General features: G+C 72.8%; 17 protein-coding genes. 10 read left to right on the top strand and 7 right to left on the bottom strand.

The genetic code is table 11. From position 1 onward, the window contains the following. Positions 1 to 21 precede the first annotated feature (21 nt). The 6 genes from IEZ04_RS04930 to IEZ04_RS04955 all read left to right on the top strand — a co-directional run bounded on the left by IEZ04_RS04930 (position 22) and on the right by IEZ04_RS04955 (position 4,830). A complete protein-coding gene (locus IEZ04_RS04930) occupies positions 22 to 882 on the top strand; it encodes a helix-turn-helix domain-containing protein (RefSeq protein ID WP_189215427.1) in 861 nt (286 codons plus the stop codon). A 116-nt stretch (positions 883 to 998) separates the two neighbouring features. Beyond that, positions 999 to 2,471, top strand: coding sequence for a 30S ribosomal protein S12 methylthiotransferase RimO (rimO, locus tag IEZ04_RS04935; RefSeq protein ID WP_189215428.1), 1,473 nt, complete (start codon positions 999 to 1,001; stop codon positions 2,469 to 2,471). After that, a complete protein-coding gene (gene pgsA, locus IEZ04_RS04940; RefSeq protein WP_189215429.1) occupies positions 2,468 to 3,154 on the top strand; it encodes a CDP-diacylglycerol--glycerol-3-phosphate 3-phosphatidyltransferase in 687 nt (228 codons plus the stop codon). Before rimO ends, pgsA begins: the two co-directional genes overlap by 4 nt. Further along, a complete protein-coding gene (locus tag IEZ04_RS04945) occupies positions 3,151 to 3,696 on the top strand; it encodes a CinA family protein (RefSeq protein ID WP_189215430.1) in 546 nt (181 codons plus the stop codon). The genes pgsA and IEZ04_RS04945 overlap by 4 nt, the downstream gene beginning before the upstream one ends. A gap of 109 nt (positions 3,697 to 3,805) precedes the next feature. Beyond that, positions 3,806 to 4,183 (top strand): helix-turn-helix domain-containing protein, encoded by a 378-nt coding sequence (locus IEZ04_RS04950; RefSeq protein WP_189215431.1) that lies wholly within the window; start codon positions 3,806 to 3,808, stop codon positions 4,181 to 4,183. Between the two features lie 410 nt (positions 4,184 to 4,593). Further along, positions 4,594 to 4,830, top strand: coding sequence for a hypothetical protein (locus IEZ04_RS04955; RefSeq protein WP_189215432.1), 237 nt, complete (start codon positions 4,594 to 4,596; stop codon positions 4,828 to 4,830). Positions 4,831 to 4,859: 29 nt separating this feature from the next. Here IEZ04_RS04955 and IEZ04_RS04960 read toward each other — a convergent pair whose 3' ends face one another. The 3 genes from IEZ04_RS04960 to IEZ04_RS04970 form a co-directional block, all read right to left on the bottom strand. Next, positions 4,860 to 5,690 carry a DNA-formamidopyrimidine glycosylase family protein gene (locus IEZ04_RS04960; protein ID WP_189215433.1) on the bottom strand — a complete coding sequence of 277 codons (831 nt, stop codon included), beginning with the start codon at positions 5,688 to 5,690 and terminating at the stop codon, positions 4,860 to 4,862. Between the two features lie 95 nt (positions 5,691 to 5,785). Further along, positions 5,786 to 10,732, bottom strand: coding sequence for an ATP-dependent helicase (locus IEZ04_RS04965; RefSeq protein WP_189215434.1), 4,947 nt, complete (start codon positions 10,730 to 10,732; stop codon positions 5,786 to 5,788). 70 nt (positions 10,733 to 10,802) lie between these two features. Continuing rightward, the gene (locus tag IEZ04_RS04970) at positions 10,803 to 11,798 is read right to left on the bottom strand and encodes a hypothetical protein (RefSeq protein WP_189215435.1); all 996 of its coding nucleotides are present in this window, start codon (positions 11,796 to 11,798) and stop codon (positions 10,803 to 10,805) included. A 79-nt stretch (positions 11,799 to 11,877) separates the two neighbouring features. Between IEZ04_RS04970 and IEZ04_RS04975 the strand changes: the two genes are divergently transcribed. The 4 genes from IEZ04_RS04975 (at position 11,878) to recX (ending at position 15,798) form a co-directional block, all read left to right on the top strand. Then, positions 11,878 to 12,072: a DUF3046 domain-containing protein gene (locus IEZ04_RS04975; RefSeq protein WP_189215436.1), complete on the top strand. Its 195-nt coding sequence runs from the start codon at positions 11,878 to 11,880 to the stop codon at positions 12,070 to 12,072. Positions 12,073 to 12,188: 116 nt separating this feature from the next. Next, positions 12,189 to 13,436: an AI-2E family transporter gene (locus IEZ04_RS04980; protein WP_189215437.1), complete on the top strand. Its 1,248-nt coding sequence runs from the start codon at positions 12,189 to 12,191 to the stop codon at positions 13,434 to 13,436. A gap of 253 nt (positions 13,437 to 13,689) precedes the next feature. Then, positions 13,690 to 14,817 (top strand): recombinase RecA, encoded by a 1,128-nt coding sequence (gene recA / locus IEZ04_RS04985; protein WP_189215438.1) that lies wholly within the window; start codon positions 13,690 to 13,692, stop codon positions 14,815 to 14,817. 3 nt (positions 14,818 to 14,820) lie between these two features. Next, positions 14,821 to 15,798, top strand: a complete 978-nt coding sequence (gene recX / locus IEZ04_RS04990) for a recombination regulator RecX (RefSeq protein ID WP_229820850.1) — start codon at positions 14,821 to 14,823, stop codon at positions 15,796 to 15,798. Between the two features lie 58 nt (positions 15,799 to 15,856). Here recX and IEZ04_RS04995 read toward each other — a convergent pair whose 3' ends face one another. The 4 genes from IEZ04_RS04995 to IEZ04_RS05005 all read right to left on the bottom strand — a co-directional run bounded on the left by IEZ04_RS04995 (position 15,857) and on the right by IEZ04_RS05005 (position 18,883). Further along, positions 15,857 to 16,282 carry a rhodanese-like domain-containing protein gene (locus IEZ04_RS04995; protein ID WP_189215439.1) on the bottom strand — a complete coding sequence of 142 codons (426 nt, stop codon included), beginning with the start codon at positions 16,280 to 16,282 and terminating at the stop codon, positions 15,857 to 15,859. Beyond that, positions 16,279 to 16,830 (bottom strand): cupin domain-containing protein, encoded by a 552-nt coding sequence (locus IEZ04_RS05000; protein ID WP_189215440.1) that lies wholly within the window; start codon positions 16,828 to 16,830, stop codon positions 16,279 to 16,281. The genes IEZ04_RS04995 and IEZ04_RS05000 overlap by 4 nt, the downstream gene beginning before the upstream one ends. An 85-nt stretch (positions 16,831 to 16,915) precedes the next feature. Continuing rightward, positions 16,916 to 17,095, bottom strand: coding sequence for a putative leader peptide (locus tag IEZ04_RS35925; protein WP_373296252.1), 180 nt, complete (start codon positions 17,093 to 17,095; stop codon positions 16,916 to 16,918). Between the two features lie 24 nt (positions 17,096 to 17,119). Further along, positions 17,120 to 18,883 carry an FAD-dependent monooxygenase gene (locus IEZ04_RS05005; protein ID WP_189215441.1) on the bottom strand — a complete coding sequence of 588 codons (1,764 nt, stop codon included), beginning with the start codon at positions 18,881 to 18,883 and terminating at the stop codon, positions 17,120 to 17,122. Positions 18,884 to 19,016: the final 133 nt, after the last annotated feature.

Consider the following 19,016-nt stretch of genomic DNA (forward strand, 5'->3'; position numbering starts at 1 on the left):
ACACCCTCGAAAGGCGCCCCCGTGTCCATCGGCAATCCCTCTGACGGCAACTCCTCCGAAGACGAGCGTCCGTTCGACATCGAACAGGACGAACACGAGGCGGAACGCCCCTCGATCGGTCACGTCCTCAGGCAGGCGCGCATCGCGGCCGGGCTGACCGTGGACGACGTCAGCAACGCCACCCGGGTCCGCATCGCCATCGTGCACGCGATCGAACAGGACGACTTCGCGCCCTGCGGCGGCGACGTCTACGCGCGCGGGCACATCCGCACGCTGGCGCGCGCGGTGCACGTCGATCCCGAGCCGCTGCTCGCCCAGTACGACGGCGATCACGGCGGGCGGCCCGCACCCACCCCGGCGGCCCCGCTCTTCGAGGCGGAGCGCATCCGTCCCGAACGCCGTGGCCCCAACTGGACCGCGGCCATGGTCGCCGCCATCGTCGCGGTGATCGGGTTCGTCGGCTTCACGCTGTTCAACGGCGACGACGGAGACAGCGGGACGACGCAGGTCGCCGAGGGCTCCACGCCGACGACGAGCAAGCCCGCCTCGCAGGCACCGGAGGCCGAGAAGCCCGAGACGGAGCCCGAACCCTCGGACAGCGCCATCGCGGCGGCCCCCCGCGACAAGGTGACCGTCCAGGTGAGCGCCGTCGACGGCCGCAGCTGGATCTCCGCCAAGGACCACAGCGGCCGGCTGCTCTTCGACGGGCTGCTGAAGCAGGGCGACACCCAGACCTTCCAGGACCAGCAGCAGATCGACCTCGTCCTCGGCGACGCGGGCGCGATCCAGCTGTACGTCAACGGCAAGAAGATCGAGGACGAGTTCCGGGCGGGCGCGGTCGAGCGCTTGACGTACACCAAGGGTGACCCCGAGGCCGGATAGGCGCAGGCCGGAGCGGACCGAGGGACACCGCACGGGGACACGGGGACACGGGGTTGGCCGGGATCGGCCAACCCCGTCGACGTGGGTCGTCAGTAGGACGAAGTAGTCTTGAGCCCATGCCTGAACGCCGTACCGTCGCACTGGTCACTCTCGGCTGCGCCCGTAACGAGGTGGACTCGGAGGAGCTCGCAGGCCGCTTGGAGGCGGACGGCTGGGAGCTCGTGGAGGACGCCGAGGACGCGGACGTCGCCGTCGTCAACACGTGCGGCTTCGTCGAGGCCGCCAAGAAGGACTCCGTGGACGCGCTCCTGGAGGCCAACGACCTCAAGGGCCACGGCAGAACCCAGGCCGTCGTGGCGGTCGGCTGCATGGCCGAGCGGTACGGCAAGGACCTGGCCGAGGCGCTGCCCGAGGCCGACGGCGTGCTCGGGTTCGACGACTACGCGAACATCTCCGACCGGCTCCAGACCATTCTGTCCGGCGGCATCCACGCCTCGCACACCCCGAAGGACCGGCGCAAGCTGCTGCCGATCAGTCCCGCCGAGCGGCAGAGCGCGGGCGCGGACGTGGCCCTGCCCGGGCATGCCCCGGCCGACCTCCCGGACGGCCTCGCCCCGGCCTCGGGCCCCCGCGCGCCCCTGCGCCGCCGGCTGGACGGCTCGCCCGTCGCCTCGGTGAAGCTCGCCTCCGGCTGCGACCGGCGGTGCTCCTTCTGCGCCATCCCGTCCTTCCGCGGCTCCTTCATCTCGCGCCGGCCCAGCGACGTGCTGAACGAGGCGCGCTGGCTCGCCGGGCAGGGCGTCAAGGAGATCATGCTGGTCTCCGAGAACAACACCTCGTACGGCAAGGACCTCGGCGACATCCGGCTGCTGGAGTCGCTGCTGCCCGAGCTCGCCGAGGTGGACGGCATCGAGCGGGTGCGCGTCAGTTATCTGCAGCCCGCCGAGATGCGGCCCGGGCTCATCGACGTGCTCACCTCCACGCCGAAGGTGGCGCCCTACTTCGACCTGTCCTTCCAGCACTCCGCCCCCGGTGTGCTGCGCGCCATGCGGCGCTTCGGCGACACCGACCGCTTCCTGGAACTGCTCGACACGATCCGCGCCAAGGCCCCGCAGGCCGGTGTCCGCTCCAACTTCATCGTCGGTTTCCCCGGCGAGACCGAGGACGACCTGGCGGAGCTGGAGCGCTTCCTGAGCGGCGCGCGGCTGGACGCGATCGGTGTCTTCGGGTACTCCGACGAGGAGGGCACCGAGGCCGCGACATACGAGAACAAGCTGGACGAGGACGTGGTCGCCGACCGTCTCGCGCGCGTGTCCCGGCTGGCGGAGGAGCTGGTCTCGCAGCGCGCCGAGGAGCGCGTCGGCGAGACGCTGCAGGTACTGGTCGAGTCGGTCGACGGTGAGGACGGTGCGTACGGCCGCGCCGCGCACCAGGCACCCGAGACGGACGGCCAGGTGGTGTTCACGAGCCGCGAGGGGCTGCGCGTCGGTCTCGTGGTCGAGGCGAAGGTGATCGGTACGGAGGGCGTCGACCTGGTGGCCGAGCCGCTCCCGGGCCCGTCCGTGAGCGGCGAGGAGGAGGCCAGATGACGGGAGTCCCGGCATCCGCGGCGGGCGGTTCCCCCGGCGCTCCGGGGGGCACCAAGCCCGTACGCGGTGGGAAGCTGGGCGCTGCCGCCGTCGACCAGGCCAGCCTCTGGAACATCGCGAACGTCCTGACCATGCTGCGGCTGGTCCTCGTGCCGGGTTTCGTCGCGCTGATGCTGATGGACGGCGGATACGACCCGGTGTGGCGCGCCTGGGCCTGGGCTGCCTTCGCCGTCGCCATGATCACCGACGTCTTCGACGGGCACCTGGCGCGCACGTACAACCTCGTCACCGATTTCGGGAAGATCGCCGACCCGATAGCGGACAAGGCGATCATGGGCGCGGCGCTGGTCTGTCTCTCCGCGCTGGGCGATCTGCCGTGGTGGGTGACGGGCGTCATCCTCGGCCGGGAACTCGGTATCACCCTGCTGCGTTTCCTGGTCATCCGGTACGGCGTCATCCCCGCGAGCCGCGGCGGCAAGATGAAGACGCTGGCGCAGGGCACTGCCGTGGGCATGTACGTGCTGGCGCTGACTGGACCCCTGGCGACCCTGAGGTTCTGGGTGATGGCCGTGGCGGTCGCGCTGACCGTGGTGACCGGACTCGACTACGTAAGACAGGCCATTGTGCTGCGGAGGCGAGGAATGGCCGAGCGCAAGGCCGTGTTGAAGGAGGCGGAAGGGTGAGTTCCGAGGTCGCCGACGTGCTGCGACTACTGACGGTGAGGCGGGAGACCCTCGCCGTCGCCGAGTCGCTGACCGGTGGTCTGGTGGCCGCGGAGATCACTGCGGTCCCTGGGGCCTCGCGGGCCTTCCGGGGGTCGGTGACCGCGTACGCCACGGAACTCAAACGGGAACTGCTGGGTGTCGACGGCACCTTGCTGGCGGCACACGGAGCGGTACATCCGCAGGTGGCGGCCCAGATGGCGGCCGGAGTGCGCAGAGCGCTCGGCGCGGACTGGGGGATCGCGACCACCGGCGTCGCGGGCCCCGATGCACAGGACGGGCAGCCGGTCGGCACCGTCTTCGTAGCGGTCGACGGGCCCGGCGACCCGGATTCCGGCGACGGCGGTGGCCGGAAAGTGTCCTCTCTACGGTTGAACGGCGACCGGGCGGAAATCCGTATGGAGAGTGTACGGAGCGTACTCGCCCTGCTGCTTCAGGAGCTCGCGGGCGAACAGAGCGGGAATGAGCGGGCACAGGATACGGAACAGAACGGGGGGACTTGATGTTTGCAGCCCTGAGTGAACACGACAGCGCTCCCCGCACGGCCGCGGCACGAGGCGGTACGGTGGGGCGTGAAGGATGCGGTTACGCGGTCCGAGGAGGGAGCCACCGATGATTCTGCTCCGTCGCCTGCTGGGTGACGTGCTGCGTCGGCAGCGCCAGCGCCAGGGCCGTACTCTGCGCGAAGTCTCCTCGTCCGCCCGAGTCTCACTCGGCTATCTTTCCGAGGTGGAGCGGGGGCAGAAGGAGGCTTCCTCCGAACTGCTCTCCGCGATCTGCGACGCGCTGGACGTACGGTTGTCCGAGCTCATGCGGGAAGTGAGCGACGAGCTCGCCCTCGCGGAGCTGGCCCAGTCGGCATCGGCCACCGAACCGGTGCCCGCACCAGCGCGCCGTCCCATGCTGAACTCCGTCTCGGTGACCGGTGTGTCACCGGAGCGGGTCACGATCAAGGCGCCTGCCGAGGCGGTGGACGTCGTCGCCGCGTGAGGTGCGCACACGGCTGAAGAACAGTCGAGAGGCCCCGGCCGGGGCCCTGTCCGGGACACCCGGAGGGGCCCCGGCCGGGGCTTTTCCGTATCCCTGTTTCGCGACAGGCCGTACTCCGCTTGCCGGTCCCCGGTACGGCGGTCATCGTGGAGAAGGCGGGGCCTGAGGCTGAGGAGCACGGGTGGCGCCTGTGGGCGGCGGTCACCGAGCGCGTACGGCGCACTCGGTGACCGGTGGGTGCGGAACGCGCCGTCGTCACGTCGGTCGCGCTGTCGTCGTACCGGTGCGGTCGCGGTGCCTCTTCGTGCCCCCTGATGCGCCCTGCCGACTGATACGGACGGCTGCCTAATGTCGGACCGGAGGGCCCGATACGGCTCCGGAGAGCCGGGGCGGCCTGGAGGTGGCGGCCAATGCGGACAGTGCGCTGGGGGGCGGTACTGGGGTTCGGGGCGCTCTGGTGGTGGGGCACGCTGCGGATCGCGTGCGCCTCGGACGCGGGCCTGGTCGAGGCGACCGTCGCCGCCGGCGGATGGGGGCTGAGCCTGCTGCCGGTGCACTGCGCGCCGAAGGACCGGAGCGAGCCCGGCGACGCGCCCGCCACGGTGCCGTCGCCTCAGGCGGACGGTACCGTGCCCGGACCGCCGTGATCAGTACGTAGCCGTCCGTATGTCCGTGATCAGTACGTCGTACGGCGGTGGCGGTGCTGTGAGCCGGCCGGGGCCGGGCCCGTCTGGCACGTCGGGCACCAGTAGGAGACACGTTCTCCGGCGCCGTCGCCCTGGTAGGCCACGCGGACGGAGGTCCGGCAGCGCAGACACGGGCGGGGCGCTCGGCCGTACACGAAGAAGTCCGGGCGGGGCAGGCCCGTGGTGTTGCGGACCGGGCGGTCGCGGTTGACCTCCAGGAGCTTCTGGGCCAGGTGGGGGAGTTGCGCGGCATGGCCCGGCGGGAGGTCGCCGACCGGGAGCCACGGGGTGACCCGGAGCAGGAAGCAGAGCTCGCACTTGTAGACGTTGCCGATGCCGGCGAGGACGCGTTGGTCCAGGAGCGCCTCGCCGAGGGGGCGGGCGGGGTCGGCGAGCAGGTTGGCGAGGGCACGGTCGGGGTCCCAGTCGGGGCCGAGGAGATCGGGGCCCAGGTGACCGACGGCGTGCTGCTCCTCGGAGGTGCGGATCAGCTCCAGGACCGGGAGGCGGTAGCCGACGGCCGTGCGGTCGGTGTTGCCGAGGACGGCACGGATCTGGTGCGAGGGACCGCCGCTCCAGCGCTGTCCGGCGGCGAACACCTTCCAGACGCCGTCCATCCGCAGGTGCGAGTGCAGCGTCAGGCCGCCCTCGATCCGGGCGAGGAGGTGCTTGCCGCGCGGAGTGACGTCCAGGACGGTACGACCGGTGAGGTCGGCGGTGGCGAACCGCGGTACCCGCAGGTCGGAGCGGGTCAGCACCGTGCCCGCGAGGGCGGTGTGCAGCCGGGCCGCGGCCTGCCAGACGGTGTCTCCTTCGGGCATGGTTCCAAGGGTGGCATGTCGTATGCCGACGAGGACGGGCGCGGTGCGGGGAGCGGTGGTGGGCGGGGGCCGGGGCCGTCCGGGAACGGGCGGGGTCAGGCGCGCAGTCTCAGGCCGCGCGGCGTGGCGACGAAACCCGCTCCCTCCAGGAGGGCGCCGAAGGGCGAGGTGAGGGCCGGAGCGCCGTTGACGCGCTCCACCGTGACCGTGCCGAGGGCACCGGCGCGGGCGGACGCGGCGAGGGCCTCGGCGGCGGCCGGCAGCCGGGGGTCGGCGGTGACCGCGGCGTCCGGGTCCGCGGGCCAGGCCAGCAGGGTCTTGCCGCCGCGCTCCATGTACAGGGTCAGCTCGCCGTCGACCACGACGACCAGGGCCCCCGCCTTGCGGCCCGGCTTGTGGCCGGCCCCGGACGGCGGCTCCGGCCAGGGGAGGGCCGCGCCGTACGTGTTGGCCGGGTCGGCGGCGGCCAGGACCACGGCCCGGTCGCCGCCGGCGCGGCGGCCCGCCCGGTCGCCCGGGTCCGTGGCGTGGCGGCCGGTGTAGCCGTGGCCATGGGGGGCGGCCCCGAAAGGGTGGCCGGGCGGGCCACCCGTGTCGGTCGGGAGGCCGTGCCGGCTGTGCGAAGGAATCGGGAAGCCCGGCCGCCCGACACGCGGGGCCGGGAAGCCCGGGTCGTCACCGGAGCCGCCCGGGGGGAATGCGGCCGCACCGGTGGCGTTCGGTGGGATGCCGGTCCGGTCGAGGTGCGGGGGGTACTCGACAGGCGCGAATCCGGCCTCCGAGCCGCCGCCGGTCTCTCCCCGCTCCCGCGCGTTCGCCGTCGCACGCAGGCGGTCCACCGCGCCGTCCATCGCGAACTGGGCCGCGCCGAGCCCCTCCACCACATAGCCGCGACGTGCCTGCCCGCTGTCCTCGAACGCGGACAGCACACGGTAGACCGCCGAGAAACCGCCCTCGACGCCCTCGGCGGCCACGGCGCCCCGGGTCACCACGCCGTGCCGGTCGAGGAGCGTGCGGGCCAAGGCGTGGGCGCGCACGGTGGGGTCCGGCTCCTGCGCGGGGAGCAGCGACCAGCGGCCCGCGACCGTCGGAGGGCCGGTACGGGACTGGGGGCGTGCGGCGGCCGTCAGGGAGCCGTAGCGGCCGCGTGGCACGCTGCGCTTGGCGCGGTGGGCCGTGGCACCGGCCGTGCGGCCCGAGCCGAGGAGCGAGCGCATCGGAGTGAGCGTGTCGTTGGTGAGCAGTCCCGACCAGGCCAGGTCCCAGACGGCGTCGGCCAGTTGGGGGTCGGTGACGTCGGGGTGCGTGGTGGCGCGGACCTGGTCGGCGATCTGGCGGAAGAACAGTCCGTACCCCCCGGACAGGGCGTCCAGCACCGCCTGGTGGAGCGGTGTCGTCTCCAGGAGGTGCGGGGCGGGCAGCAGCAGCGGGGCCGCGTCCGCGAGGTACAGGGAGACCCAGCCGTCCTTGCCGGGGAGCGCCCCGGCGCCCGCCCAGACGACCTCGCCCGACGCGGTCAGCTCGTCGAGCATGGACGGCCGGTAGTCGGCGACCCGGGACGGCAGCACCAGCTTCTCCAGGGCCGACGCCGGCACGGAGGCGCCCTGCAGCTGTTCGACCGCGCGGAGCAGTCCGTCGACGCCCCGCAGCCGGTGACCGCCGCCCACGTGCTGCCACCGCGGCAGGAACTGCGCGAGCGCGGCGGGCGGCACCGGCTCCAGCTCGTGCCGCAGCGCGGCGAGCGACCGGCGGCGCAGCCGACGCAGCACGGCCGCGTCGCACCACTCCTGGCCGATGCCCGCCGGATGGAACTCGCCCTGGACCACCCGTCCGTTGGCCGCGAGACGCTGGAGGGCGCCCTCGGTGACGGCCGTACCGAGGCCGAACCGGGCCGCCGCCGCGGCCGAGGTGAACGGGCCGTGGGTGCGTGCGTACCGCGCCAGGAGGTCGCCGAGCGGGTCCTTGACCGGCTCGGTGAAGGCCTCCGGGACGCCGACGGGCAGCGCGGTGCCGAGCGCGTCGCGCAGCCGTCCCGCGTCCTCGATCGCCGCCCAGTGGTCGGCCCCGGCGATCCTGACCCGGATGACGCGGCGGGCCGCGGCCAGCTCCCGGGCCCACTGCGGGTCGGCGCCCCGCTCCGCCAGCTCCGCCTCGGTGAGCGGGCCCAGTAGCCGCAGCACGTCCGCCACACCCTCGGAGTCCTTCACCCGGCGGTCGTCGGTACGCCACTGCAGCTCCCGCTCCAGCTCGGCCAGCACCTCGCCGTCGAGCAGTTCGCGCAGTTCCGCCTGGCCCAGCAGTTCGGCCAGGAGCCGTGAGTCCAGCGACAGCGCGGCGGCGCGCCGCTCGGCGAGGGGGGAGTCGCCCTCGTACAGGAACTGCGCCACGTACCCGAAGAGCAGGGAGCGGGCGAAGGGGGAGGGCTCGGGCGTGGTGACCTCGACGAGCCGGACCTTGCGGGACTCGATGTCGCCCATCAGCTCGCCGAGGCCCGGGACGTCGAAGACGTCCTGGAGGCACTCGCGGACCGCCTCCAGCACGATCGGGAACGAACCGAACTCGCTCGCCACCTCGAGCAGCTGGGCGGCCCGCTGGCGCTGCTGCCACAGCGGGGTCCGCCTGCCCGGGTTGCGCTTGGGCAGCAGCAGCGCGCGGGCGGCGCATTCCCGGAACCGGGACGCGAACAGGGCCGATCCGCCCACCTGGTCGGTGACGATCCGGTCGACCTCGCCCTTGTCGAAGGCCACGTCCGCCGCCCCGACGGGCGCCTTCTCGGCGTCGTACTCCGTGCCCCCCTTCACGGGGTCCTGGTCGAGCAGGTCCAGCCCCATCAGGTCGGCGTCCGGCAGGCGCAGCACGATGCCGTCGTCGGCGTGCATGACCTGGGCGTCCATGCCGTACCGCTCGGTGAGGCGGGCACCCAGGGCGAGCGCCCAGGGGGCGTGCACCTGGGCGCCGAAGGGCGAGTGCACGACCACCCGCCAGTCGCCCAGCTCGTCACGGAAGCGCTCGACGACGACGGTGCGGTCGTCGGGCACATGGCCGCATGCCTCGCGCTGTTCGGCGAGGTAGGTCAGGACGTTGTCCGCGGCCCAGGCGTCGAGGCCGGCCGTGAGCAGGCGCAGCCGTGCGTCCTCGGGGGTCAGGGAGCCGATCTCGCGCAGGAAGGCGCCCAGCGCGCGGCCCAGCTCCAGCGGGCGGCCCAGCTGGTCGCCCTTCCAGAAGGGCAGCCGGCCCGGGACTCCGGGTGCGGGGGAGACCAGGACCCGGTCGCGCGTGATGTCCTCGATCCGCCAGGAGCTGGTGCCCAGCGTGAAGACGTCCCCCACACGGGACTCGTACACCATCTCCTCGTCGAGCTCGCCGACCCGGCCGCCGCCCTTCTTGGGGTCGGAGCCCGCGAGGAACACCCCGAAGAGACCGCGGTCCGGGATGGTGCCGCCGGAGGTGACGGCGAGGCGCTGGGCACCGGGGCGGCCCGTGACCGTGCCGGCGACCCGGTCCCACACCACGCGCGGGCGCAGCTCCGCGAAGGCGTCCGACGGATAGCGGCCCGCGAGCATGTCGAGCACGGCCGTGAACGCGGACTCCGGGAGCGAGGCGAAGGGTGCGGCGCGCCGGACCACGGCGAGCAGGTCGTCGACCTGCCAGGTGTCCAGCGCGGTCATGGCGACGAGCTGCTGGGCGAGCACGTCCAGCGGGTTGGCGGGGACGCGCAGGGACTCGATGGCACCGCCGCGCATCCGCTCGGTGACCACGGCCGCCTGCACGAGGTCACCGCGGTACTTGGGGAAGACGACGCCCGTGGAGACCGCGCCCACCTGGTGTCCCGCGCGGCCCACGCGCTGGAGGCCGGAGGCGACCGAGGGCGGCGACTCGACCTGGATGACGAGGTCGACCGCGCCCATGTCGATGCCGAGCTCCAGGCTGGAGGTGGCGACGACGGCCGGCAGGCGGCCCGCCTTCAGGTCCTCCTCCACCTGGGCGCGCTGCTCCTTGGAGACCGAACCGTGGTGGGCGCGGGCGATGACCGGAGGCGCGCCGTGGGCCGCGCCCGAGTTGCCCATCAGCTCGGCCGGGGAGTGATGCTCCTCCAGGGCCTCCAGTGACTCCCCGGTGGCCCGCTCGTAGGCGATCTCGTTGAGCCGGTTGCACAGGCGCTCCGCGAGGCGGCGGGAGTTGGCGAACACGATCGTCGAGCGGTGCGACTGGACGAGGTCGACGATCCGCTCCTCCACGTGCGGCCAGATCGACGGCCGGTCGGTGCCCTGCCCGTCGTCGGCCGCCGGGGAGCCGCCCAGCTCGCCCAGGTCCTCGACCGGGACGACCACGGACAGGTCGAACTCCTTGCCGGACGGCGGCTGGACGATCTCCACCTTGCGGCGCGGCGAGAGGTACCGGGCGACCTCGTCGACCGGCCGGACGGTCGCGGAGAGGCCGATGCGGCGGGCGGGCCTCGGCAGGAGCTCGTCCAGCCGCTCCAGGGAGAGGGCGAGATGCGCGCCGCGCTTGGTGCCGGCGACCGCGTGCACCTCGTCCAGGATCACTGTCTCCACGCCCGCCAGCGCGTCGCGCGTGGCCGACGTGAGCATCAGGAACAGCGACTCGGGAGTGGTGATCAGGATGTCCGGCGGCCGGGTGGCGAGGGCGCGGCGGTCGGCGGCCGGGGTGTCGCCGGAGCGGATGCCCACCTTGATCTCGGGCTCGGGCAGACCGAGGCGCACGGCCTCCTGGCGGATGCCGGTGAGGGGGCTGCGCAGGTTCCGCTCCACGTCGACGGCGAGGGCCTTCAGCGGGGACACGTACAGGACGCGGCAGCGCTTCTTCGGGTCGGCGGGCGGCGGGGTCGAGGCCAGCTGGTCGAGGGCCGCGAGGAACGCGGCCAGAGTCTTGCCGGAGCCGGTCGGGGCGACGACGAGCACGTCGGAACCCTCGCCGATCGCCTGCCACGCCCCGCTCTGCGCCGCCGTGGGCGCGGAGAACGCCCCCGTGAACCAGGCGCGGGTCGCGGGGGAGAAGGCGTCGAGCGGGGAACGGACCATGCACCCATCCTGCACCCACGCACTGACAATGCGGTTGACCTGCGAGGACGGCGTCGCTGCGCCTCCGGCGTCACAGCCTCCCGTACGCGCGGAGCGTGAGCAGTGCCTCGAGGGTGACGATGGCACGGCCCTCCAGCTCGGGGCCCGGAGCCCAGTGGCCCCGGGAAGACCGTGCATGCGCCGAAGAGCGGGAAGGACGCGGCCAGCCGCCGTCGTCCCGTTGCGCTGCCGCCAGGAAGTCCAGCGAGCGGGCCATCTCCTCGTCGGTGAACCACGCGCGCGCGAGGGAGTCCGGAGTGCGGGCGAAGTCGTACGGGAAGTGGTGCCCGCCCGGCACGTCGCCGGGCGGATCCGGTGGCGCCGCCGTGTCCTTGTCCCTGTCCCTGTCCTTCAGGTCGTCCGGGTCCAGCACGACCAGCCGGTGGTCGCGGACGAGGCGGCCCAGCCGGTCGGCGGCCGCCTCCGCGCGCGAGCGGTCGGGCACGGAGTCCAGGAAGGCCACGGCCGCCTCGACCTCGTACGGATGGGACCGTTCCAGGGACTCCACCGCCTGCCAGCAGAAGTCGGTCGCCCGGAACAGCCAGGCGTGCCACACCTCGTTGCCGTGCAGCAGCCCCACCACCGGCCCGGTCGCGAGGAGGTCACTGGGCGGGGCGTCGACGACGGGGAGGAAAGGAGCCGCCGGATACCCCCGCTGACTGGGATGGATCGCCGGGAGGGCGCCGTCCGGCGTCGACACGGACGTCAGGTACCGGCAGATGCGCTCCGCCCGCTGTCCGGCGCAGCGCCCGATCGAGTCGAGCACGCGCAGCGCGTGCCCGGTGTGCAGCGGCTGGCTCACGGGTCCGCGCAGATCGGGTTCGAGCGCGTGGCCGTATCCCTCGTCCGCGTTGCGGTAGGCGGACAGCGCGGTCTCCACCGCGTCGGCGCTCCCGCCCAGGAAGTGGTACACGAAGCGGTGTTGCTCCAGCACGCGCGCGGTGTGCCAGACGAACTGCTCGGCGCGCGTGAGAAGGGTGTGCGCCGGGGGCGTCGGGGGGAGTGGGGGTGCTCCTGTTTCGGCCATGCGTCAGACCGTAGGGTGGAAAGCGTTCTCGGCAAGCGGTCCCGGCTCGGCCCACCCCCGGGCGCGGGATACTGGTGTCATGCGGTTGACGGTCTTCTGGCAGCGGATGGCGGAACACTTCGGTGAGGGGTACGCGGACACCTTCGCACGCGACCACGTGATGTCCGAGCTGGGCGGGCGCACGGTCCGGCAGGCGCTCGACGCCGGCTGGGAGGCGAAGGACGTGTGGCGCGTGGTGTGCTCGGCGATGAACGTTCCGGCCGAGAGGCGCTGAACCTTTCGGACGGAAAGTGCTGAACACCTGCCGAACGCGCGGCCCGGCCGCCGAATGCCCGTACGAAGACACCGAGGTGGGGACTGATCGCCCCCGCCGTGGGCGAAACTTGCTCCGTGGCACCCACAGACGAGACCGCGCAGGTCGACCAGCCCGCACACCCTGACGGCACCGCACCGCCCCCGGCGGCCGACACCGGACGGGGCGACCGCATGCCGCGCTGGCTGCCGCGCGCCATGGTGCTGGCCCTGTCGCTCGTCGCCGCGTTCCAGCTCGGGAGCTGGGCGTTCCACCAGCTCATCGGGCTGCTGATCAACGTCCTCATCGCGTTCTTCCTGGCACTCGCGATAGAGCCGGCGGTCAGCTGGATGGCCTCGCGCGGGCTGCGCAGGGGGTTCGCCACCTTCATCGTCTTCTTCGGCGTGCTGGTCGCCACCGCCGGGTTCTTCACGCTGATGGGCTCGATGCTCGCGGGCCAGATCATCAGGATGATCGAGGGCCTCCCGGAGTACTTCGACTCCGTGATCAGCTGGGTCAACACCACCTTCCACACCGAGCTCAAGCGGGTGGACATACAGGAGGGCCTGCTCCGGTCCGACTGGTTGCAGAGATACGTGCAGAACAGCGCCACGGGTGTGCTGGACGTCTCCACACAGGTCCTGGGCGGTCTCTTCCGGCTGCTGACGATCACGTTGTTCTCGTTCTACTTCGCCGCGGACGGCCCGCGGCTGCGGCGCGCGCTGTGCTCCGTGCTGCCGCCCGCCCGGCAGGCCGAGGTGCTGCGCGCGTGGGAGATCGCCGTCGACAAGACCGGCGGTTACCTGTACTCGCGCGGCCTGATGGCGTTGATCTCCGGCATCGCGCACTACGTCCTGCTGCAGTACCTGGACGTGAACTACGCACCCGTGCTCGCCGTCTGGGTCGGCCTGGTCTCCCAGTTCATCCCCACCATCGGCACCTACCTGGCGGGTGCCCTGCCGATGCTGATCGCCTTCACGGAGAACCCCTGGTACGCCCTCTGGGTGCTCGTCTTCGTGGTGATCTACCAGCAGTTCGAGAACTACGTCCTGCAGCCGAAGCTGACCGCCAGGACGGTGGACGTCCATCCGGCGGTCGCCTTCGGATCGGTCATCGCCGGCACCGCCCTCCTCGGTGCCGTCGGGGCACTGATCGCCATTCCCGCGGTCGCCACGATGCAGGCGTTCCTCGGGGCGTACGTGAAGCGGTACGACGTGATGGACGAGTCCCGGGTGCAGGGCCGTCGCAGGCGCAGTCCGGGCAGGGTCCTCGCTCGCGTGCGGCGGCTGCTGGAGCAGGAGAAGCGGCCGGAGCAGAAGCGGAAGTCGGGCGACGGTTCTCCCTGAAGGGCGGGGCCGGGGCGGACGGCGTCGACCCGTGTGGTGCGCTTGACACTAAAATCGAACATCCATTCTTATGGAGGCTCCGGCCAGGCTCTCGGCGGGGGATTCCGGGGGGTTTGTCGCGGTTTCTGTCGCGGTTCCCGCGGAGGGGCGCCGGAGTTATCCACAGGCCGAACGGCGTCGAGGCGCATTGTCAGTGGCAGGCGTTAGCGTTTTTGACGTGAAGCGAACGACTCAAGCAAACCGGGTGGAACCCATGGCAGGAACCGACCGCGAGAAGGCGCTCGACGCCGCGCTCGCACAGATCGAACGACAATTCGGCAAGGGCGCGGTCATGCGCATGGGCGAGCGGTCGAAGGAGCCCATCGAGGTCATCTCGACCGGCTCGACCGCGCTCGACGTGGCCCTCGGTGTCGGCGGCCTGCCGCGCGGCCGCGTCGTGGAGATCTACGGACCGGAGTCCTCCGGTAAGACCACACTGACACTGCACGCCGTGGCGAACGCGCAGAAGGCCGGTGGCCAGGTCGCCTTCGTGGACGCGGAGCACGCCCTCGACCCCGAGTACGCGAAGAAGCTCGGCGTCGACATCGACAACCTGATCCTCTCCCAGCCCGACAACGGCGAGCAGGCCCTGGAGATCGTGGACATGCTGGTCCGCTCCGGCGCCCTCGACCTGATCGTCATCGACTCCGTCGCCGCGCTGGTCCCGCGTGCGGAGATCGAGGGCGAGATGGGTGACAGCCACGTCGGTCTGCAGGCCCGTCTGATGAGCCAGGCCCTGCGGAAGATCACCAGCGCGCTCAACCAGTCCAAGACCACCGCGATCTTCATCAACCAGCTCCGTGAGAAGATCGGTGTGATGTTCGGCTCCCCGGAGACCACGACCGGTGGCCGGGCGCTCAAGTTCTACGCCTCGGTGCGCATCGACATCCGACGCATCGAGACCCTGAAGGACGGCACGGAGGCGGTCGGCAACCGCACCCGCTGCAAGGTCGTCAAGAACAAGGTCGCGCCACCCTTCAAGCAGGCCGAGTTCGACATCCTCTACGGCCAGGGCATCAGCCGTGAGGGCGGTCTGATCGACATGGGCGTGGAGCACGGCTTCGTCCGCAAGGCCGGCGCCTGGTACACGTACGAGGGCGACCAGCTCGGGCAGGGCAAGGAGAACGCCCGCAACTTCCTGAAGGACAACCCCGACCTCGCCAACGAGATCGAGAAGAAGATCAAGGAGAAGCTGGGCGTCGGGGTGCGGCCGGAGGAGGCCGCCGCCGAGCCGGGAACGGACGCGGCGGTCCCGGCCGCGGCCGTGGGCGACGCCGCGAAGACGGTGCCCGCTCCGGCGGCCAAGACGGCCAAGACCAAGGCCGCGGCCGCCAAGAGCTGATCCGTGACACGGCGAACGGACTGGGCCGAGTACACCCGCCCCGTGGTCCCCGGCGACGGCGACCCATGGGGCGGGGACCACGCGGACGATGCCGAGGCCGAGGGGACGTACGGGGGATGGCCGGCCGGAGCTCGGCCGCCGGCCGACGGCCGCCGATCCGAAGGCGGCCGGGTGGGTGTCGGTGGCCGGTCGGCCGACGGGACGTGGCCGACCGACGGTCCGGGCGGTACGGAGCCCTGGCCGACGGGCGACGGACCGGGCCGCGAGGGCGGTGACCGGAGCCACGAGGACGGTGCCCCTGGTCGTGAGGGTCGCGGTCGAGCTCGCGGCGGCGGTAGCCCGCACGGGAGGCACGGCCGTGGGCGCCGGCGGCGCGACTTCGGGGAGTCGTCCTTCGGGGAGTCGTCCTTCGAGGACGCGTCCGGCGGCCCGCAGGACGAAGGCTCCTCCTCCTCGTCGAGGGCCGAGAAGGGGGAGTCTTCCTCGGGGGACCCGGTCGAGCGGGCGCGGGCGATCTGTCTGCGGCTGCTCACCGGGACTCCGCGTACGCGGAAGCAGCTCGCCGACGCGTTGCGCAAGCGGGACATTCCCGAGGACGTCGCGGACCAGGTGCTGTCGCGGTTCGAGGAGGTCGGCCTGATCGACGACAGCGCCTTCGCGGACGCCTGGGTGGAGTCCCGGCATCACGGCCGGGGCCTGGCCCGACGGGCGCTGGCGCGGGAGCTGCGGACCAAGGGCGTGGACTCCACACTGATCGACCAGGCCGTGGCCCGGCTGGACTCCGATCAGGAGGAGGCCACGGCACGCGAGCTCGTCACCCGCAAGCTCCGCTCGACGCGCGGCCTCGACCGCGACAAGCGCCTGAGACGCCTCGCGGGCATGCTCGCCCGCAAGGGCTACTCCCAGGGACTGGCCCTCAAGGTGGTCCGCCAGGCACTGGAGGAGGAAGGGGAGGACACGGAGGGACTGGAGGAGTTCTGACGGACCGCGGGGCACCGGCGTGCCCCGGCCGACGGACCGCCCCGTCGGCCGACGGGCGTCAGCGCGTCACCGGTAGTCCGGCTCGTCTCCAGGCCTGGAAGCCGCCCACCAGGTCCGTCGCCCGGTGGAGTCCCAGTTGCCGCAGGGACGCGGCGGCGAGGCTGGAGGCGTAACCCTCGTTGCAGACGACCACGATGCGCTGGTCGTGACTCGTGGCCTCGGGAAGCCGGTGGCTGCCCAGGGGGTCGAGACGCCACTCGAGTTCGTTGCGCTCGACGACGAGGGCATCGGGGATCGAACCGTCACGGTCGCGCAGGGCCGCGTAACGGATGTCGACCAGCAGGGCCTCGTCCGCCCGGCGGGCCTCGTACGCCTCGCGCGCCTCGACACGGTCGAGGTCCTCGCGGACGCGCTCCAGCAGCTCGTCGATCCCGACCGGGCGCCCTCGCCGGTGCGACGGTCCGCGTTCGGGGCCGGCGTTCACTGCCAGTCCTCCGGGATCTCGACCTGCTCCAGCCGCAGGACCCGCCCCGTACGGGAGTAGCGGCGGATGCTGGGCAGGGGCGGGTAGTAGGCGTGCGCGGAGACGGCGTGCTGCTCGGTGGACTCGTTGAGCACCTCGTGCACGTGGTGGCGGCCGAACGCGCGGCCACGGCCGGCCGGCAGCTGCCGGGTGCGGTCCACGCCCTCGGTGAGTTCCAGCGTCTGCCAGCCCTCGGTGGGCAGCCGGGCGGCGAGCGCGTTCTCGGTCAGCTCACCGGCGGCGGTGACGAAGGCGCCCACGGAGTCGGCGTGGTCGTGCCAGCCGGTGCCGGTGCCGGGCGGCCAGCCGATCAGCCAGGCCTCGCTGCCGCCGGGACCTTCGAGGCGGATCCAGGTGCGGCCCTCGGGATCGAGGGGGAGCGAGGCGATCAGCTCGGCGTCGGCGGCCGCACGGCGCGCGAAGTCGAGCAGTTCCGCCTGGGTCGGAGCGGAGGCACGGGCGCGGGAAGGGGAGGGAGAAACGGGGGAGGCAGCGGGCGTTACAGACACGGGTACCGTCCTGAGAGTGTTCGCGTGGGGCGCACGGCAGCGCTCGCGGGCGCGTGCCGACGCGCACGGGGAAGCAGAGACGCGTTCAGCAGGACGGACGACACACGCAACCCGCATAGCGGAGCAGGTCCATGTGGACCCTCCGCCAGAGGTGCACGCAGGTGTCGGTCACGGACGGGAGTACACCACGGCCGGGAGAAGCGGTCAACCGGTGGTCACGTGCTGGACATCGTCGTGCCCGCGGGAGTCCGGTTCCTCGGCTCACAGCGCCATCGGCTCCCCCGCTCCCTCAGCCGGTCCCCGCCTCCTCCTCCGTCTCCGGCGTTGCGCGTCTCCCCAGCGTCGCCTCCGCCGCCGCGTACAGCTCGGCCGGGCGCACCCCGCTCAGCGCGGTCACCAGGTGGCCGTCGGGGCGGATCAGCAGGACGGTGTGGGCGGCCGCGCCCGGGTAGCCCTCGGCGACCAGCAGTTCGGCGGGGCCCGGCAGCGCGGTCACGGCGGCCGCGAGCCGGGGCATGATCCCCGCGCTCACCCAGTGCTTGCGCTCCCACACTCCGGTGCCCGGCGCGATCAGCACCACCAGCAGCGCTCCGCGTCCGAACCGGTCGCGCAGCCGTACGAAGGAGCCGTCCTCGGCGGTCACCCGCACGTCGGTGACCGCGGCGCCCGGCCGCGTGTCCACGGTGGTCTCCGACTCGGCGTGCGGAGGCGTGAGCGGTGACTCGGCGTATGTTCCGGGCGCGCCCAGCGGTCCGCGCCCCAGGTGCCCGCCCTCGAGGAGCGCGTCATGGCCGCGGCCCGGACCGCGGACGTACGAGCGCAGCCCACCGCCTCCGCGCAGGACGGGCAGCGCCTGGTCGGCGGCGCGCAGCCGGGCGGCGACGATCGCCCGCCGCTCCGTCTGGTAGCTGTCGAGCAGTGCCTCGTGCGGGCCGTGGTGCCAGGCCAGCGCCAGCTTCCAGGCGAGGTTGTCGGCGTCCCGCAGGCCCTCGTCCAGCCCCTGGGTGCCCAGCGCGCCGAGCAGGTGTGCCGCGTCCCCGGCGAGGAAGACCCGGCCGGCCCGCCAGCGGCGCGCGAGGCGGTGGTGGACGGTGTGGACTCCGGTGTCGAGCAACTCGTACGGCGGGGTCGAGCCACCGCTCCAGCCCGCCAGCGTCTCCCTGATCCGGGTCACCAGCAGCTCCGGTGTGACCAGGTCCTTGCCCGGCGGCAGCAGCCAGTCCAGGCGCCACACCCCGTCGGCGAGCGGCCGCGCGGTCACCTCCCCGCCCGAAGGGCCGGTCGTCCGCCACGGCGGTGACCGGTGCAGCAACGCCTCGCCGGGACGGGGGAGTTCCGTGCGCAGCGCCGCCACCGCGTGCCGTTCCACGGCCGTACGCCCGGGGAAGCGGATGTCCTGGAGCTTGCGGACCGTGGAGCGGGGGCCGTCGCAGCCGACGAGGTAGCTGCCGCGCCACCAGGTGCCCTTGGGGCCCCGGGTGTGTGCCGTGACGCCCGACGCCTCCTGCTCGATGCCGTCCAGGCGGCTCTCCACGGCGACCTTGACCAGCCGCTCGCCGGAGACGGCCGCGCGCAGGGCGTCGGTCAGCACGTGCTGGGCGATGTGCAGCGGGGCGACGTGCGTGTCACCGGCATCCGCGCCCGCCGCGGTACGGCCGGCACCCGTCCCGGCACGGCCGGACGCAGCGGCGTCGGCCGTCCGAGCGGAGACCCGCCCCGGTGCTTCCCCGGGAGCCCCCGCGGGGCCCCGTCCCGAAACGCCTCCTGGGGCCCCTCCGGACACGTCCTCCGCGAAACGCACCTCCCGCGTCACCTGCTTGCGCCGCATCGACCGCCAGCCGGTCCAGCGCAGGCCCGCCTCGTCGAGCGGCGTCCCGGTCAGCCGGGTGAGCAGCGCGGCCGTGTCCTCGCGCAGGACGACCGTTCTCGCCAGGCGCTGCTCGTCCTTCCCCGGGCCCTCGTCGAGGAGGACGGAGGGGACGTCCTGGCGGGCGAGCGCGAGGGCGAGCGTGAGCCCCACGGGCCCTGCTCCCACGATGATCACAGGGTCCACGGCGCGGTACCCCCTGCCGGGACCGGTGCCCTGCGGAACGTACGGGAACAGGCAGTTGAAGGGGGGTGCACGATCACATAGCGTATGCAACCCATTGCCGGTGCTTGCGTCAAGTGACGGAGGCAGTGGCGAT

It is taken from the genome of Streptomyces ruber (assembly GCF_014648075.1).
Lineage (GTDB): Bacteria > Actinomycetota > Actinomycetes > Streptomycetales > Streptomycetaceae > Streptomyces > Streptomyces ruber.